14 protein-coding genes are annotated in these 17,571 nt (G+C 70.8%); all 14 read left to right on the top strand.

Translation table 11 applies throughout. The features are described 5' to 3' along the window. The first annotated feature begins 91 nt into the window (after positions 1-91). A complete protein-coding gene (locus BZZ08_RS19765) occupies positions 92-2,716 on the top strand; it encodes a valine--tRNA ligase (protein ID WP_104633588.1) in 2,625 nt (874 codons plus the stop codon). Positions 2,717-2,955: 239 nt separating this feature from the next. Next, a complete protein-coding gene (gene folC / locus BZZ08_RS19760; protein ID WP_104633587.1) occupies positions 2,956-4,479 on the top strand; it encodes a bifunctional tetrahydrofolate synthase/dihydrofolate synthase in 1,524 nt (507 codons plus the stop codon). Positions 4,480-4,485: 6 nt separating this feature from the next. Continuing rightward, on the top strand, positions 4,486-4,842 hold the full coding sequence (locus tag BZZ08_RS19755; RefSeq protein WP_104633586.1) for a DUF4233 domain-containing protein: 357 nt from the start codon (positions 4,486-4,488) through the stop codon (positions 4,840-4,842). A 116-nt stretch (positions 4,843-4,958) separates the two neighbouring features. Further along, a complete protein-coding gene (gene ndk / locus BZZ08_RS19750; RefSeq protein WP_003976187.1) occupies positions 4,959-5,372 on the top strand; it encodes a nucleoside-diphosphate kinase in 414 nt (137 codons plus the stop codon). Positions 5,373-5,691: 319 nt separating this feature from the next. Then, a complete protein-coding gene (locus BZZ08_RS19745) occupies positions 5,692-6,711 on the top strand; it encodes a rod shape-determining protein (RefSeq protein ID WP_007449816.1) in 1,020 nt (339 codons plus the stop codon). Between the two features lie 182 nt (positions 6,712-6,893). Then, on the top strand, positions 6,894-7,901 hold the full coding sequence (mreC, locus tag BZZ08_RS19740) for a rod shape-determining protein MreC (RefSeq protein ID WP_104633585.1): 1,008 nt from the start codon (positions 6,894-6,896) through the stop codon (positions 7,899-7,901). 13 nt (positions 7,902-7,914) lie between these two features. Then, the gene (mreD, locus tag BZZ08_RS19735) at positions 7,915-8,586 is read left to right on the top strand and encodes a rod shape-determining protein MreD (RefSeq protein ID WP_104633584.1); all 672 of its coding nucleotides are present in this window, start codon (positions 7,915-7,917) and stop codon (positions 8,584-8,586) included. Between the two features lie 98 nt (positions 8,587-8,684). Continuing rightward, complete coding sequence (gene mrdA / locus BZZ08_RS19730) at positions 8,685-10,994, top strand: penicillin-binding protein 2 (RefSeq protein ID WP_104633583.1); 2,310 nt, start codon at positions 8,685-8,687, stop codon at positions 10,992-10,994. Further along, the gene (gene rodA, locus BZZ08_RS19725) at positions 10,991-12,190 is read left to right on the top strand and encodes a rod shape-determining protein RodA (RefSeq protein ID WP_104633582.1); all 1,200 of its coding nucleotides are present in this window, start codon (positions 10,991-10,993) and stop codon (positions 12,188-12,190) included. Before mrdA ends, rodA begins: the two co-directional genes overlap by 4 nt. Before the next feature lie 91 nt (positions 12,191-12,281). Further along, positions 12,282-14,240 carry a TIGR03960 family B12-binding radical SAM protein gene (locus BZZ08_RS19720; RefSeq protein ID WP_198601579.1) on the top strand — a complete coding sequence of 653 codons (1,959 nt, stop codon included), beginning with the start codon at positions 12,282-12,284 and terminating at the stop codon, positions 14,238-14,240. Between the two features lie 124 nt (positions 14,241-14,364). Further along, positions 14,365-15,135, top strand: a complete 771-nt coding sequence (locus tag BZZ08_RS19715; RefSeq protein ID WP_104633580.1) for an SAM-dependent methyltransferase — start codon at positions 14,365-14,367, stop codon at positions 15,133-15,135. A gap of 49 nt (positions 15,136-15,184) precedes the next feature. Beyond that, a complete protein-coding gene (locus BZZ08_RS19710; RefSeq protein WP_198601578.1) occupies positions 15,185-16,267 on the top strand; it encodes a hypothetical protein in 1,083 nt (360 codons plus the stop codon). A 48-nt stretch (positions 16,268-16,315) separates the two neighbouring features. Further along, a complete protein-coding gene (locus BZZ08_RS19705) occupies positions 16,316-17,092 on the top strand; it encodes a TIGR03936 family radical SAM-associated protein (protein ID WP_104633578.1) in 777 nt (258 codons plus the stop codon). Positions 17,093-17,365: 273 nt separating this feature from the next. After that, a partial coding sequence (locus tag BZZ08_RS19700; RefSeq protein WP_133169214.1) for a hypothetical protein occupies positions 17,366-17,571 on the top strand: 206 nt, incomplete at its 3' end.

Raw genomic sequence — 17,571 nt, 5'->3', positions numbered from 1 at the left:
CAGGCATGGCGTGCGCAGGTCACCGGGGGCCGCACCGTTACAAACGAAACGGGTTTCGGGACAGGGCAGTGACGCCCGTAAACTGACCCCCGTGACCGAGAACTCTCAGCAGCCGCAGCCCGCACCCAGCACCGAACTGCCGACCCAGTACACGCCGGCCGAGGTAGAGGGGCAGCTGTACGAGCGCTGGGTAGAACGGGGTTACTTCGAGGCCGACGCGAAGAGCGGGAAGCCGCCGTACACCGTCGTCATCCCGCCGCCGAACGTCACGGGCAGCCTGCACCTCGGGCACGCCTTCGAGCACACGCTCATCGACGCCCTGACCCGCCGCAAGCGCATGCAGGGCTACGAGACGCTGTGGCAGCCCGGCATGGACCACGCCGGCATCGCCACGCAGAACGTCGTCGAGCGGGAGCTGGGCAAGGAGGGCAAGTCCCGGCACGACCTCGGCCGGGAGGCCTTCGTCGAGCGCGTCTGGCAGTGGAAGAGCGAGTCCGGCGGGCAGATTTCCGGCCAGATGCGCCGCCTCGGCGACGCCGTCGCCTGGTCGCGTGAGCGCTTCACGATGGACGAGGGCCTGTCCCAGGCCGTCCAGACCATCTTCAAGCGGCTCTACGACGACGAGCTGATCTACCGCGCCGAGCGCATCATCAACTGGTGCCCGCGCTGTCTGACCGCGATCTCCGACATCGAGGTCGAGTACCAGGACGACGACGGCGAGCTGGTCTCCATGAAGTACGGGGAGGGCGACGAGACCATCGTCGTCGCCACCACCCGCGCGGAGACCATGCTCGGCGACACCGCCGTCGCCGTCCACCCCGAGGACGAGCGGTACCAGCACCTGGTCGGCAAGCAGATCAAGCTGCCGCTGACCGACCGCTCCATCCCGGTCGTCGCCGACGAGCACGTCGACCCCGAGTTCGGCACCGGCGCCGTCAAGGTGACGCCCGCCCACGACCCGAACGACTTCGAGATCGGCCGGCGCCACGACCTGCCCGCCATCGCGGTCATGGACGAGCACGCCGTCATCACCGCCCACGGCCCCTTCCAGGGCCTGGACCGCCTTGAGGCCCGCTCCGCCATCGTCGCCGCGCTGCGCGCCGAGGGCCGGATCGTCGCCGAGAAGCGGCCCTACGTCCACTCCGTCGGCCACTGCTCGCGCTGCAAGACCACCATCGAGCCGCGCCTGTCCATGCAGTGGTGGGTCAAGGTCGGCCCGCTGGCGAAGGCCGCCGGTGACGCGGTCCGCGACGGCAAGGTCAAGATCCACCCGCAGGAGATGGAGAAGCGGTACTTCGACTGGGTCGACAACCTCCACGACTGGTGCATCTCGCGCCAGCTCTGGTGGGGCCACCGCATCCCGGTCTGGTACGGCCCGGACGGCGAGGTCGTCTGCGTCGGACCCGACGAGGAGCCGCCGAGCGGCGAGGGCTGGTACCAGGACTCCGACGTCCTGGACACCTGGTTCTCCTCCGGCCTGTGGCCGTTCTCCACGCTCGGCTGGCCCGAGCAGACCGAGTCGCTCGCGAAGTTCTACCCGAACTCCGTCCTGGTCACCGGCTACGACATCCTCTTCTTCTGGGTCGCCCGGATGATGATGTTCGGCCTCTACGCGATGGACGGCACCCCGCCGTTCCACACCATCGCCCTGCACGGCATGGTCCGTGACCAGAACGGCAAGAAGATGTCCAAGTCCTTCGGGAACGTCGTGAACCCGCTGGACTGGATGGACAAGTACGGCTCCGACGCCCTCCGCTTCACCCTCGCGCGCGGCGCCAACCCGGGCGTCGACGTCCCGATCGGCGAGGACTGGGTCCAGGGCTCGCGGAACTTCGCCAACAAGATCTGGAACGCCACCCGCTTCGCGCTGATGAACGGCGCGACGGTGGACGGCCCGCTGCCGGACGCGTCGAGGATGTCCTCGACCGACCGGTGGATCCTGTCCCGGCTGAACTCGGTGGTCGCCGAGGTCGACGCGTACTACGAGGACTACCAGTTCGCGAAGCTCTCCGACGCGCTGTTCCACTTCGCCTGGGACGAGGTCTTCGACTGGTACGTCGAGCTGTCCAAGACCACGTTCCAGGCGGGCGGCGAGGCGGCCGAGGTCTCCAAGCGCGTCCTGGGCGAGGTCCTGGACGTCACGCTGCGCCTCCTCCACCCGGTCGTCCCCTTCGTCACCGAGACGCTGTGGACCACCCTCACCGGTGGCGAGTCGGTCGTCATCGCCGAGTGGCCGCAGGACTCCGGCTTCCGGGACGCGGAGGCCGAGCGGGAGATCGAGACCGTCCAGTCGGTGATCACCGAGGTCCGGCGCTTCCGTGCCGACCAGGGGCTCCAGCCCGGCCAGCGGGTCCCGGCCCGGCTGACCCTGACCGGCAGCGCGCTCGCGGCGCACGAGGCGGCCGTCCGGCAGCTGCTGCGGCTCCAGCCGGAGGGCGAGTCGTTCACGGCGACGGCGACGCTGCCGGTGGCGGGCGTCGAGGTGGCCCTCGACCTCTCCGGCGTCATCGACTTCGCCGCGGAGCGCAAGCGGCTGACGAAGGACCTGGCGGCGGCGGAGAAGGAGAAGGCCCAGGCGAACGCCAAGCTCGGCAACGAGGCGTTCCTCGCCAAGGCGCCGGACCACGTCGTGGACAAGATCCGGGGCCGCCTGACCAAGGCGGACGAGGACATCGCCCGCATCACCGCCCAGCTCGAGAAGCTGCCGACGGCGTAGCCCACCCAGGGGCGCGGGGAACTGCGCGACCCGCCACGACGGCGCCGCACGCGCCGTCGGACCGATGCCACCCCACTCCGTGGGCGCCGAGGGGCGGGTCGCGCAGCCCCCGGCGCTCACCGGGTGCCGCCGCGCCCACCCGTGCCGCCTCAGCGGCACGACTGCCCGCCCCAGCGGCACGACTGCCCGCGGCGGCGGGCACGACTGCCCGCGGAAAGCGGGTACGTAGACTGGTCCCCGTGAGCGACAACCCCGGCGAGAACGACCAGCCCGACCCCTCCGGCCCCCTCGACTCCTTCGACGAGATCATCGACGCGGAGACCACCCGCGACCCCGACCTCGCCGTCATCGAGGCCGGCAGCCGCACCCTGCGCACCCAGGGCGGCCCCCCGGAGGCCGACGTCCCCGGGCGCCCGGAGGACCCCGAGGTGGACGCGGCGCTGCGTGCCGTCGAGACGGAGCTGGCGACCCGCTGGGGCGAGACCAAGCTGGAGCCGTCCGTCAGCCGGATCGCCGCGCTGATGGACGTGCTGGGCGAGCCGCAGCGCTCGTACCCCTCCATCCACATCACCGGGACCAACGGCAAGACCTCCACCGCCCGCATGATCGAGGCCCTGCTCGGCGCCTTCGAGCTGCGCACCGGGCGGTACACCTCGCCGCACGTGCAGTCGATCACCGAGCGGATCAGCCTGGACGGGGCGCCGATCTCCGCCGAGCGGTTCATCGAGACGTACGACGACATCAAGCCGTACGTCGAGATGGTCGACGCCCGGCAGGAGTACCGGCTGTCGTTCTTCGAGGTGCTGACCGGCATGGCGTACGCCGCCTTCGCCGACGCGCCCGTGGACGTGGCCGTCGTCGAGGTCGGGATGGGCGGCTCCTGGGACGCCACCAACGTCATCGACGGGGACGTCGCCGTCGTCACCCCCATCGACCTGGACCACACCGACCGGCTCGGCGAGACGCCCGGCGAGATCGCGGTCGAGAAGGCCGGCATCGTCAAGCAGGACGCCACCGTCATCCTGGCCCAGCAGCCGGTGGACGCGGCGCAGGTGATGCTGAAGAAGGCCGTCGACGTCAACGCCACCGTGGCCCGCGAGGGGCTGGAGTTCGGCGTCGTCGCCCGCGAGGTCGCCGTCGGCGGGCAGCTGGTCACCCTGCGCGGGCTCGGCGGCGAGTACACCGAGGTCTACCTGCCGCTGCACGGCGCCCACCAGGCGCACAACGCGGCCGTCGCGCTGGCCGCCGTCGAGGCGTTCTTCGGCGTCGGCGCGCAGCGTCCCGAGCCGCTGGACGTCGACACCGTCCGCAAGGCCTTCGCCTCCGTCGCCTCGCCGGGGCGGATGGAGGTGGTGCGGCGCTCGCCGACCGTGGTCCTCGACGCCGCGCACAACCCGGCCGGCGCCCGGGTCACCGCCGAGGCGGTGGGGGAGGCGTTCCAGTTCAGCCGGCTGATCGGTGTGGTCGGCGCCAGCGGCGACAAGAACGTGCGGGGGCTCCTCGAAGCCTTCGAGCCGGTCTTCGCCGAGGTCGTCGTCACCCAGAACTCCAGCCACCGCGCGATGGACGCCGACGAGCTGGCCGCGATCGCCGTGGAGGTCTTCGGCGACGACCGCGTCCAGGTCGAGCCGCGGCTGCCGGACGCCCTGGAGGCCGCGATCACGCTGGCCGAGGAGGAGGGCGAGTTCGCGGGCGGCGGTGTGCTCGTCACCGGTTCCGTCATCACCGTCGGCGAGGCCCGACTGCTCCTGAGGAGGGGCTGAGAAACCGTGCGTACGCTCTGTGCTTCGACTCTGATCGGCGAGTTCTTCGTGATCGGCTTCGCCGGACTGGTCGCCATGAAGGACCCGGACCTGTCGGTGGGGACGGTGTGGACGGTCAGCGGCATCGCCATGGTCCTCAGCGTGCTGCTGTGCGGGGTCATCACCCGGCCCGGCGGGGTCGCCCTCGGCTGGGCGCTGCAGGTCGCGCTGATCGCCGCCGGCTTCGTGGTGCCGACCATGTTCTTCCTCGGTGCGGTCTTCGCCGCCCTGTGGTGGGCCTCCGTGCACTACGGGCGGAAGATCGACGAGGCGAAGGCGAGGTTCGCCGCCCAGGCCGAGGCCTCCGCGCCCGACCCCGCCTGAGGGGCGCGACCCGGCCGACGGACCCGGTGGGCCTGACGCTGCGTTACGGGCGCCGCGACACGCCCGGTAACCTCATTCATCACCCGCACGACCGCACATCTCCAAGGGAGCCCCTCGTGACCCAGCGCAGCCTCGTCCTCCTCAAGCCCGACGCCGTCCGTCGTGGCCTGACCGGCGAGATCATCAGCCGTATCGAGCGCAAGGCCGGCTGGCAGATCACCGCGCTGGAACTGCGCACCCTGGACACCGAGACGCTGGAGCAGCACTACGGCGAGCACAAGGGCAAGCCGTTCTACGAGCCGCTGGTCGAGTTCATGGCGTCCGGGCCGGTCGTGGCGATGGTCGTGGAGGGTGAGCGGGTCATCGAGGGCGTGCGCGCGCTGGCCGGTCCGACCGACCCGATCGCCGCCGCCCCGGGCTCCATCCGCGGGGACTACGGTGTGATCGTCCGCGAGAACCTGATCCACGCCTCCGACTCCGAGGAGTCCGCCGAGCGTGAGCTGAAGATCTTCTTCCCGGGCCGGGTCTGATCCTCCTTCGGGACACGCCGGGAGCGCCTTTTTTCTGACACCATGTCAGTCGAATGGACCGGGCGGAGCCGGGGCGGTCGCGCGAAAGCGACCGCCCTGTGGCATATGCGCGCCTGATCGGGGGAACGGATCCCACCGTTGGCCCGTCTCCACAAGCGAGGCGGTGCGCCATCTGCTGACAATGGCGGAGACCCTCGCGCAGTGTTCGCGAAAGCGCGTCTACGATGGAAGCCTCCACGCGTCACTGCACCCACTTCGCCGACCTGAAAAGCCCTCAAAAGCTCCTGGGAAGGCCAGTCGAATCCTGATGGGGAACTCAATGTCGTTCATCGGCCGTGACATGGCTGTCGACCTCGGGACCGCCAACACGCTGGTGTACGTCAGGGGTCGCGGGATCGTACTCAACGAGCCGTCCGTCGTCGCGATCAACACCAACACCGGTGGCATCCTCGCGGTCGGCGCCGAAGCGAAGAAGATGATCGGGCGCACACCCGGCAACATCGTGGCCGTGCGCCCGCTGAAGGACGGCGTCATCGCCGACTTCGAGATCACCGAGCGGATGCTCCGCTACTTCATCCTGAAGATCCACAAGCGGCGTTATCTGGCTCGTCCGCGGGTCGTCGTCTGTGTGCCCTCGGGCATCACCGGCGTCGAGCGCCGCGCCGTCATCGAGGCGTCGTCCCAGGCCGGCGCCCGGCAGGTGCACATCATCGAGGAGCCCATGGCCGCGGCCATCGGCTCCGGCCTGCCGGTCCACGAGGCCACGGGCAACATGGTGGTGGACATCGGCGGCGGCACCACGGAGGTCGCGGTCATCTCGCTCGGCGGCATCGTCACGGCCCAGTCCATCCGCGTCGCGGGTGATGAGCTGGACAACGCGATCATCCAGCACGTGAAGAAGGAGTACAGCCTTCTGCTGGGTGAGCGCACGGCCGAACAGATCAAGATCACGATCGGTTCTGCGTACGACCTCGACTCCGACGAGCACACCGAAATCCGTGGCCGGGACCTCGTCTCCGGGCTGCCCAAGACCGTCGTCATCTCCGCCGCCGAAGTGCGCAAGGCGATCGAGGAGCCGGTCAACGCCATCGTCGACGCCGTCAAGACGACCCTCGACAAGTGTCCGCCGGAGCTGTCCGGCGACATCATGGACCGGGGCATCGTCCTGACCGGCGGCGGTGCGCTGCTGCGCGGGCTCGACGAACGGCTGCGCCGGGAGACCGGGATGCCGATCCACATCGCCGAGGACCCGCTGGACAGCGTGGCGCTCGGCAGCGGCAAGTGCGTCGAGGAGTTCGAGGCACTCCAGCAGGTGCTGGACGCCTCGCCCCGCAGATGACGTCACACTTCGGTTCCGCCGTACGAGACGATCTCCTCTCGTGCGGCGGATCGTTGATATAGAGGGTTCCGGTACCGGATGCGCGTGAAGTGCCCGACGTACCGCATCAGCTGAATTCCTGAACACCGCCACGTACATTCCGAGATTCCCGAATTTCGACGAGGAAGGCACGGCCGCCGCACGTGAGGGACACGAAAGAGAGCCGGCTGCTCCTGGTGCTGCTGATCGCCATCGCGTTCGCACTGATCACGGTGGACATCCGCGGCGGGGAGGACTCACCGGTCGACGGTGCCCGGCAGGCCGCGGCCAACGTCTTCGGTCCGATCGAGAACGGGGTCTCCTCCGCGGTCGACCCGGTCGGCAACGCGGTCTCCGCGATCCGCGACTCCGGCGACCGGCACGACCGGCTCTCCCGGCTGGAGACGGAGAACGCGGCCCTCAAGGCGAAGCTCGGCAGCGACGAGCGCGGCCGCAGCCGGCTGAAGCAGTTCGACAAGATGCTCGGACTCGCCGGGGCCGGGCAGTACGGCATCAAGGGCGCCCAGGTCATCGCCATAGGAGCGGCCCAGGGGTTCTCCTGGACCATCACCATCGACGCCGGCGCCAACGACGGCATCAAGCGCGACATGACCGTCCTCAACGGCGACGGCCTCGTCGGACGCGTGACCACCGTCGGCCCCAACACCGCCACCGTGCTGCTCGCCAACGACCCGGACTTCACCGTCGGCACCCGGATGGAGTCCGGCGACGAACTCGGCTTCGCCTCCGGGCAGGGCAGCCGCCCGCTGCGCGTCGAGCTCCTCAACGGCAAGGCCGACGTCAAGAAGGGCGACCGCCTCGTCACCTTCGGCTCCCAGGCCGACAAGCCGTTCGTGCCGGGCGTGCCCGTCGGCACCATCACCCGTGTCGACCCCAACGGCGGCGACCTCACCCGCATCCTCGACGTCACGCCGTTCGTCAGCTTCACCAAGCTCGACATCGTCGGCGTCGTCGTCCAGGCCCCGGCGAAGGACCCGCGCGACACGGTGCTCCCGGAGAAGAAGCAGCCGAAGCCCACGCCGACCGTGACGGTCACCGTCACCCCCGGGGCCGACCCGGAGGGCCAGGCCCAGAACGACGAGGCCGGGCAGAACGACGCGACCGGTCAGAACGACCAGACAGAGCAGCAGAACGAGCAGCCCGAACCGTAGGAGCCTTCACCCCATGCGCGTCAACCGGATCCTGCTGTCCGTCGCCCTGGTCGTCGTCGCCCTGGTGATCCAGGTCAGCGTCCTCGCCCGCCTCCACCTGCCCGGCGCCGTCCCCGACCTGCTGCTGCTCACCGTCCTCGGCCTCGCCCTGGTCTACGGCCACGTCGGCGGCGCCCTCGTCGGCTTCGGCGCCGGACTCCTCGCCGACCTCGCGCCGCCCGCCGACCACGCCGCCGGCCGCTACGCCCTCGTGCTCTGCGTCATCGGCTACCTCGCCGGTCTCGCCAGACCGGACAACGGACGGCTCCGCTCGGCCACCGGCCCCATGGTCGTCGTGGTCGCCGCCGCCATCGGCACCACCCTGCTCTACGCCGGCGTCGGTTCCCTCGTCGGCGACACCGCCGCCCGCCACGTCGGCCTGCCCAGCCTGCTGTTCACGGCCGCCCTGTACGACCTGCTGCTCGCGCCCTTCGTCGTCCCCGGCATCATGGCGCTCGCCCGGCGCGCCGAACACGACCCGCTGGCCGACACCAACTCCGCCGCCCAGAGCCCCGACATCTCCTCCGGCTGGCTCTCCGGAGGCACCGGCCTGCGCATCGGCAGGCAGCGCAACGGACTGCGGGCGAAGGCGGCACGCGCGCGCGTGGCCCGCGCCGGACGCATCAAGGGGGTCAAGCGGCTGTGACGGCCTGCCAGCACACCAGTACCTACTTCGTCAGGGGGAGGCAGCAGTGACCGCCCTCCCGTCGCCCACCACCGCCCTCAACCGGATGGGCTGCGCCCATGACTAACATTCCCGAGACCGGCCGCAGCACCCGCGTCCGGACCCGGCTCGTCGTCATCCAGATCCTCGTCCTCTCCCTCCTCGCCACCCTCGGCGGACGGCTCTGGTACCTCCAGATCCGCCAGGGCGACGAATACGCCGAGGAAGCCTCCGGCAACCACGTCCAGCAGGTCGTCCAGCCCGCCACCCGCGGCTCGATCCTGGACGCCCGCGGCGTCGCCCTCGCCGACAACGAGACCCGGCTCGTCGTCTCCGCCTCCCGCACCGACCTGCTGAAGATGAAGGACGACGGCAAGGCCGTCCTCACCAAGCTCGCCGGCGTCCTCGGCATGAAGCCCCAGGACGTCATCGACAAGGTCCGGCTCTGCGACGCCGAGACCCCCCAGCCCTGCTGGAACGGCTCGCCCTACCAGCCGATCCCCGTCACCGACGAGGCCACCGTCAAGCAGGCCCTGCAGATCCGCGAGCGTGCCGAGGACTTCCCCGGCATCACCGCCGAACCCATGGCCGTACGCCGCTACGCCGCCCCCGGCAAGTCCAACACCGCCCAGGTCCTCGGCTACCTCTCGCCGGTCACCGACGAGGAACTGCAGCAGGCCCAGGACACCGACTCGCCCTACCTGCGCTCCGACCAGGTCGGCCGCTCCGGCCTGGAGCGCCAGTACGACAAGGCACTGCGCGGCAAGGCCGGCGTCACCCGCTACGAGGTCGACAACCTCGGCCGCGTCATCGGCGAGGCCGAGTCCGACGCGGGCACCCCCGGCTCCAACCTCGTCACCAGCATCGACGCCCGCGTCCAGCGGGTCGCCGAGTACGAGCTGAACGAGGCGATGAAGGCCGCCCGCAAGGAGATGGACCGCAACACCAACCGGACCTACGAGGCCGACTCCGGCGCGGTCGTGGTGATGGAGGCCAAGACCGGCCGGGTCGTCGCCATGGCCTCCAACCCCGACTACGACCCCAACGCCTGGGTCGGCGGCATCTCCGCCAAGGACTACAAGAAGCTCACCGGCAAGGACTCCAACTACCCGCTGCTCAACCGCGCCATCCAGGGCCAGGCGGCCCCCGGCTCCATCTTCAAGGTGGTCTCCTCGGCCGCCGCGGTCGAGGCCGGCTACGACTTCGACGGCAACTACGACTGCTCCAGTGCCTACGACGTCGGCGGCCAGGTCTTCAAGAACTTCGAGTCGGCCAACGAAGGCATGATCAGCATCGGCCGCGCCCTGGAGCTCTCCTGCGACACCGTCTTCTACCGCCTGTCCCACCAGGAGTGGAAGAAGGACGGCGGGATGAACCCCAAGCACCCCAACGACTACTTCTACAAGGCCGCCCACCAGTTCGGCCTCGGCGCCAAGACCGGCGTCGACCTTCCCAACGAGGTCACCGGCCGCGTCCCCGACCGCCAGTGGAAGCAGGACTACTGGAAGGCCAACAAGGACGCCTGGTGCAAGTCCGGCAAGAAGGACGGCTCCTACGTCGAGAAGATCGCGTACGAGAACTGCCTCGAAGGCAACAAGATGCGCGCCGGTGACTCCATCAACTACTCCATCGGCCAGGGCGACACCCTCGTCACCCCCATCCAGATGGCCACCATCTACTCGGCCATCTCCAACGGCGGCACCCTCTACGACCCGACCATCGGCAAGGCCGTCGTCAGCCCCGACGGCAAGAACGTCCGCGAGATCCAGCCCGCGGCGCACGGCAAGCTGCCCATAAGCAAGACCACGCTGGCCAAGATGGACGAGGCCCTCGCCGGCGTCGCCAGCCGGGGCACCGCCGCCTGGCGGTTCGCCCAGGTCGGCTGGCCGCAGGAAAAGATCCCGATGCACGCCAAGACCGGTACCGCCGAGGTCTACGGCAAGCAGACCACGTCCTGGTTCGCGACGTACACCAAGGACTACTCGATCGTCATGACGATCTCCCAGGGCGGCACCGGCTCCGGCGCCTCGGGCCCCGCCGTCCGCAACATCTACGACGCGCTGTACGGCGTCTCCGACGACGGCGACATCGACCCGAAGAAGGCCCTGCTGCCCAAGCCGCAGGCGAGCCTCCCGAAGATCAAGACGGACGGCACCATCCTCTCGCCGAAGATGCCCAAGGACGTCGTCAAGGAACTCCAGCCCGACGAGAAGGCCTCCCCGGACGAGGAGTACGCCCCCGTCGAGGAAGGCGACCAGCCGGCGACCACCCCCAACCAGAACGGCCAGAACCGCGACACCCGCCGCCACCGACGCCGAGGCGGCGCCCGCGGTGCCCGGCGCGGCACCCGGCGGGGCGGCAACGCGAGAAGCCGGGGGGCGCGCGCATGACCGGGGCCAACAGCTTCCAGGTCTCCGGATACGGACCCGAGAAGGCCGGCTGGACCCGCCTCTTCGCCCGGGACTCCATGGCGCGGCGGCTCGACTGGCCGATACTGCTGGCCGCCGTGGCGCTGTCCCTGATGGGCTCGCTGCTCGTCTACTCCGCGACCCGCAACCGCACCGAACTCAACCAGGGCGACCAGTACTACTTCCTCACCCGGCACCTCCTGAACACCGGCATCGGCCTCGCCCTGATGGTCGCCACCGTCTGGCTCGGCCACCGCGCCCTGCGCACCGCCGTGCCGCTCCTCTACGGCGCCTCGGTCTTCCTGATCCTGCTGGTGCTCACCCCGCTCGGCTCGACCATCAATGGCGCCCACTCCTGGATCAAGCTCCCCGGCGGCTTCTCCCTCCAGCCCTCGGAGTTCGTGAAGATCACCATCATCCTGGGCATGGCGATGCTGCTGGCCGCACGCGTCGACGCGGGGGACCGGCCCCACCCCGACCACCGCACCGTGCTCCAGGCCCTGGGCCTGGCCACCGTGCCGATGCTCATCGTGATGCTCATGCCCGACCTCGGGTCGGTCATGGTCATGGTCATCATCGTGCTCGGCATCCTGCTCGCCTCCGGCGCCAGCAACCGCTGGATCTTCGGCCTGCTCGGCGCCGGCACCGCCGGGGCGCTCGCCGTGTGGCAGCTCGGCATCCTGGACGAGTACCAGATCGCCCGCTTCGCCGCCTTCGCCAACCCCGCCCTCGACCCCGCGGGCGTCGGCTACAACACCAACCAGGCCCGCATCGCCATCGGCTCCGGCGGACTCACCGGCTCCGGCCTCTTCCACGGCTCCCAGACCACCGGCCGGTTCGTCCCCGAACAGCAGACCGACTTCGTCTTCACCGTCGCCGGCGAGGAGCTGGGCTTCCTCGGCGCGGGCCTCATCATCGCCCTGCTCGGCGTGGTCCTCTGGCGCGCCTGCAAGATCGCCCGCGGCACCCCCGACCTGTACGGCACGGTCGTCGCCGCCGGGATCGTCGCCTGGTTCGCCTTCCAGACCTTCGAGAACGTCGGCATGACGCTCGGCATCATGCCGGTCACCGGCCTGCCCCTGCCCTTCGTCTCCTACGGCGGCTCCTCCATGTTCGCCGTGTGGATAGCGGTCGGCCTGCTCCAGTCGATCACCGTGCAGAGACCCATGTCGGCGTAGCCCGGTACCCGCCCGGTGAGCGGTAAGGGGGACCGTCCCGGCCGGGTTAGGCTGGATGGTCCCCCCTGTCCGCACACAAAGGTCCCGTGAGATGCCTGCCGAAGCCACCCAGGCCGCCGAGTCCGTGTTTCCGCAGCTCGAAGCCCTGCTCCCACATGTGCAGAAGCCGATCCAATACGTCGGCGGAGAGCTGAACTCCACGGTCAAGGACTGGGAATCCTGCGACGTCCGCTGGGCCCTGATGTACCCCGACGCCTACGAGGTCGGCCTGCCCAACCAGGGCGTCATGATTCTCTACGAGGTGCTCAACGAGCAGCAGGGCGTCCTCGCCGAGCGCACCTACAGCGTGTGGCCGGACCTGGAGGAGCTGATGCGGGAGCACTCCGTCCCGCAGTTCACCGTCGACAGCCACCGCCCGGTCGGCGCCTTCGACGTCTTCGGCCTCTCCTTCTCCACGGAGCTGGGCTACACCAACATGCTCACCGCCCTGGACCTGGCGGGCATCCCCCTGGCGGCGAAGGACCGCGGCATCGACGACCCGGTCGTCCTGGCCGGCGGCCACGCCGCCTTCAACCCCGAGCCGATCGCCGACTTCATCGACTGCGCCGTCATCGGCGACGGCGAGCAGGCCGTCCTGGAAGTCACCGCGATCATCCGCGCCTGGAAGGCCGAGGGCCGCCCCGGCGGCCGCGAGGAACTCCTCCTGCGCCTGGCCAAGACCGGCGGCGTCTACGTCCCCGGCTTCTACGACGTCGAGTACCTCCCCGACGGCCGCATCGCCCGCGTCGTCCCCAACCGCTCCGGCGTCCCGTGGCGGGTCAGCAAGCACACCGTCATGGACCTCGACGAGTGGCCCTACCCCAAGCAGCCCCTCGTCCCGCTCGCCGAGACCGTCCACGAGCGCATGTCCGTGGAGATCTTCCGCGGCTGCACCCGCGGCTGCCGCTTCTGCCAGGCCGGCATGATCACCCGCCCGGTGCGCGAGCGCTCCATCACCGGCATCGGCGAGATGGTCGACAAGGGTCTGAAGGCCACCGGCTTCGAAGAGGTCGGCCTGCTCTCCCTCTCCTCCGCCGACCACAGCGAGATCGCCGACGTCGCCAAGGGCCTCGCCGACCGGTACGAGGAGGACAAGATCGGCCTGTCCCTCCCCTCCACCCGCGTCGACGCCTTCAACATCGACCTGGCCAACGAGCTGACCCGCAACGGCCGCCGCTCCGGCCTCACCTTCGCCCCCGAGGGCGGCTCCGAGCGCATCCGCAAGGTCATCAACAAGATGGTCTCGGAGGACGACCTCATCCGGACCGTCGCCACGGCCTACGGCAACGGCTGGCGCCAGGTGAAGCTGTACTTCATGTGCGGCCTGCCCACCGAGACCGACGACGACGTCCTCCAGATCGCCGACATGGCCACCCGCGTCATCGCCAAGGGCCGCGAGGTCTCCGGCTCCGGCGACATCCGCTGCACGGTCTCGATCGGCGGCTTCGTCCCCAAGCCCCACACCCCCTTCCAGTGGGCCCCGCAGCTCTCCGCCGAGGAGACCGACGCCCGCCTCCAGAAGCTCCGCGACAAGATCCGCGGCGACAAGAAGTACGGCCGCTCCATCGGCTTCCGCTACCACGACGGCAAGCCCGGCATCGTCGAGGGCCTCCTCTCCCGCGGCGACCGCCGCCTCGGCGCCGTCATCCGCGCCGTCTACGACGACGGCGGCCGCTTCGACGGCTGGCGCGAGCACTTCTCCTACGACCGCTGGATGGCCTGCGCCGACAAGGCCCTGGAGCCGACCGGCGTCGACGTCGACTGGTACACCACCCGCGAGCGCGGCTACGAGGAGGTCCTCCCCTGGGACCACCTCGACTCCGGCCTCGACAAGGAGTGGCTCTGGGAGGACTGGCAGGACGCCCTCGACGAGACCGAGGTCGACGACTGCCGCTGGACCCCGTGCTTCGACTGCGGTGTCTGCCCGGCGATGGACACCGAGATCCAGGTCGGTCCGACCGGCAAGAAGCTGCTGCCGCTGACGGTCAAGAACAGCGCTCCGACCGGCTGAACACGGCGAGTCCCGTGCCTGGCCGACGAGTCGGTACGGCCCGTCCGCGCCCGGAGGTCCGGGTACGGACGGGCCGCTGTCAAATCGCTCGGCATGCCGCCCGGGAGGAACTACCGTCCGTCGCATGACAGCTTCCGATCTTCCCCCGCGTCTCGGCAGTCTGACGTTCCACGGGCCGCTTTCCGGGGACCGCGCCGGGCGCATGGTCGCGCGGCTCGCCGCCGCCTCGCCCGCCACCGTCCTCGACATCGGCTGCGGCTGGGGCGAACTGCTGCTCCGTGTCCTGGAGTCCGCCCCCGGGGCGACGGGCGTGGGCCTGGACGTCAACGCCGAAGACCTGGCCAGGGGCAGGGGTCTCGCGAAGGAACGCGGGCTCGCCGACCGGGTCGAGTTCGTGGCGGAGTCGGCGCTCGGCACGGCACGCGGGCCCGTGGACGTGGTGCTCTGCCTGGGAGCCGGCCAGGCGCTGTGCGACCCGGGGCAGCCGTACGATCCCGGCGTCGTGCTGCGCGAGCTGCGCCGCCTGGTCCGGCCGGGCGGCCGTGTCGTGCTCGGCGAGGGCTTCTGGGAGCGCCTCCCGTCGGAGGCGGAACTCGCGGCGATGTGGCCCGGGGCGCGTGCGGACGATCACCTGGAGCTCGGCCCCCTGGTCGACCTCGCTGTCGAGTCGGGCTTCCGGCCGGCCTGGATCGAGTCGGCGAGCAGTGAGGAGTGGGAGGAGTTCGAGTCCGGCTACCGCCACGACACGGAGCTCTGGCTCGCCGCTCACCCGGACCACCCCCTTGCCGCCGAGACCCGGGAACGCGTCGACGGCCAGCGGTCCTCCTGGGTCAACGGCTACCGCAACGTCCTCGGCATCACGTATCTGACCCTGGTGCCGGTCGCCAGGACCTGAGTGAGGACGCCGCGGGATCCGAACCGGGTCCCGCGGCGTCCTTGTGAGCATGGTGGATCTGGAGAAGGCGCCCGACGCGGGGCCGCGGGAAGAGCCGGTGCGCCGGTCGGACGCCGAGGGGTGTCTGGCCGTGGCGGTCCGGGTTCCGGTGCGGATCGTGGTGCTGGTGCTGGTCGTGCCGGTGCGCATGGCGTGGGACGCGCTGGTCGTCGTGGGGCGGTTCCTGCGGGACACGGTGCTGCGTCCCGTCGGGCGGGCGCTGGCGTGGCTCGGGCGGGCCGTCTTCGTGTGGCCGCTGGTCGGGCTGTGGCGGTATGTCGTCGTGCCGCTCGCCAAGGGCGTGGGATGGCTGGGGCATGTGCTGCTCGTGGTGCCGGCGGTGTGGCTCTACCGGTGGGTGCTGACTCCGGTCGGGCACGGGCTCGCCTGGTTCTTCACCCGGGTGGGCGCGGTGCTCGCGGCGATCGGGCGCGGGCTGTACGCCGGTCTGGCGTGGCTCGGGCGGTACCTGCTCGTCGTACCGGCGGCATGGTTGTACCGGTGGGTGCTGACGCCGGTCGGGCACGCGCTTGCCTGGTGCGGCAGGGGGCTCGTCTGGTGCGGCAGGCAGCTGGCGCGGGGTGTGGGGCTGGTCGTCACCGGTGTCGGGTTCGTTCTGTACTGGACCGTCCGGGTGCTCCTGGTGCTGCCGGCCCTCGCCGTCTGGCGGTGGGTGCTCACCCCGGTCGGCCGGGTCCTCGCCGTCGTCGGCCGGGAGGTGGCGGACGCCCTCGGGCACGCCTGGCGGATCGCCGGGCACCTCTCACGCGCCGTCGGGCGGTTCCTCGGCACCGTCCTGCGGTGGACCGTGGCCGAACCGGCGCGCTGGGTGTACCGGAGTGTGCTGACCCCGGTGGGGCACGCCGTGCGGGACACCGTCCTGCGGCCTCTCGCCGAGGCGGGGCGCGTCGCGGGGCGGGCGGCCCGGCAGGCGCTGGCCTCCGCCCGGCTGTCCGTACGGCAGGCCCGCGCCGATGTGCGCCGGATGCTCTTCGGGGACCCCGCCGGGCGGCAGCCGGTGGACGGGCGGGAACCATCCGCCGCCGAGGCACGTACTCTTGGTAGCAGTACGACCGCTCTCACGAAGGACTGAACGACACTGGGCAAGCGACAGCCCGTAGGCCCGCCGCCCGTTCCCGCGGTGCAGCGCATCCGACTGCGTTACACCAAGCGCGGCCGCCTCCGGTTCACCAGCCACCGTGACTTCCAGCGCGCCTTCGAGCGTGCGCTGCGCCGCGCCGAGGTGCCGATGGCGTACTCGGCGGGGTTCACCCCGCACCCGAAGGTGTCGTACGCCAATGCCGCACCCACCGGCACGGGCAGTGAGGCGGAGTACCTGGAGATCGCGCTCACCGAAGCGCGCGATCCGGAGCGGCTGCGGCTGCTCCTCGACGAGTCGCTGCCCGCCGGGCTCGACGTCGTCGAGGCGGTCGAGGCCCGGACCTCCGGGCTCGCCGACCGGCTGACGGCCTCCGTGTGGGAGCTGCGGCTGGACGATGTGGAGTCCGCCGAGGCCGAAGCCGCCGTCGCGGCGTTCAACGCGGCCCCGGCGGTGGAGGTGCAGCGCCGTACCAAGAACGGCGTCCGCACCTTCGACACCCGCTCCGCCGTCGCGCACCTGGAGAGCGTCACCACGCACGGTTCACCGGCTGATAGGCCGACCGACCGGCCCTGTGCGATACTGCGGCTGGTTGTTCGGCACGTGACGCCTGCCGTACGACCCGACGACGTCCTGTCCGGTCTTCGCGCCGTGGCCGACCTGGCGCCGCCGGTCCCCGCAGCGGTGACCAGGCTGGCGCAGGGGCTGTTCGATGAAGAGACCGGTGCGGTGACCGACCCGCTCGCGCCCGACCGCGAGGCAGAAGCGCCCGTGCCGCATCCGGCCGCCGCTTCCGCCGCCGCGAAGGCGCCGGCGTAAGGAAGGTTCCGCGTCGGGACGGACGTCGTAGCGCCGCCCTCGAACTCGGGAGCCACCTGGGTCGGGCAGCGCACCGACCACAAGACTTTCGCCAGGCCGTGCACGACAAGGGGTACGGAACCGGCGAGACAAGACACGGAGAGCTTCCGAGCGGCGCCCGCGCCCCGGACGGCGGCGATCGCGCACCGCGCGAGCCGCGGACGTCACCGGCGGTCGACATGTCGATGCCGGACCAGGCGCGGCGCCCGGGAGCCTGACGGGAGAAACCCCCGCATGCTCGAACCGACCGAACCCACCGAGTCGTCGACCACTTCGACGGACTCCGAAGCGAACACCCCCAGCGACACCCTGCCGCCGCGCCGTCGGCGCAGGGCCGCGTCCCGCCCGGCGGGTCCGCCGTCCGGTGCCGCCGAGGCGTCGGCGGAGACCGTCGCACCGGCCGAGGCGGCCCCTGCCGAGGTGGCCGAGGCCCCCGAGCC

It is taken from the genome of Streptomyces sp. MH60, from assembly GCF_002939385.1.
Lineage (GTDB): Bacteria > Actinomycetota > Actinomycetes > Streptomycetales > Streptomycetaceae > Streptomyces.
The sequence above is the reverse complement of the archived record's forward strand: the minus strand, read 5'-3'. Positions and strand labels throughout refer to the sequence as shown.

Bases quoted from the DNA above. Each gene is read 5' to 3' on its own strand.
- BZZ08_RS19710 (WP_198601578.1), top strand. From the start codon at position 15,185: ATGGTGGATCTGGAGAAGGCGCCCGACGCGGGGCCGCGGGAAGAGCCG.
- rodA (WP_104633582.1), top strand. From the start codon at position 10,991: ATGACCGGGGCCAACAGCTTCCAGGTCTCCGGATACGGACCCGAGAAG.
- mreD (WP_104633584.1), top strand. From the start codon at position 7,915: ATGCGCGTCAACCGGATCCTGCTGTCCGTCGCCCTGGTCGTCGTCGCC.
- BZZ08_RS19745 (WP_007449816.1), top strand. From the start codon at position 5,692: ATGTCGTTCATCGGCCGTGACATGGCTGTCGACCTCGGGACCGCCAAC.
- BZZ08_RS19715 (WP_104633580.1), top strand. From the start codon at position 14,365: ATGACAGCTTCCGATCTTCCCCCGCGTCTCGGCAGTCTGACGTTCCAC.
- mrdA (WP_104633583.1), top strand. From the start codon at position 8,685: ATGACTAACATTCCCGAGACCGGCCGCAGCACCCGCGTCCGGACCCGG.
- BZZ08_RS19720 (WP_198601579.1), top strand. From the start codon at position 12,282: ATGCCTGCCGAAGCCACCCAGGCCGCCGAGTCCGTGTTTCCGCAGCTC.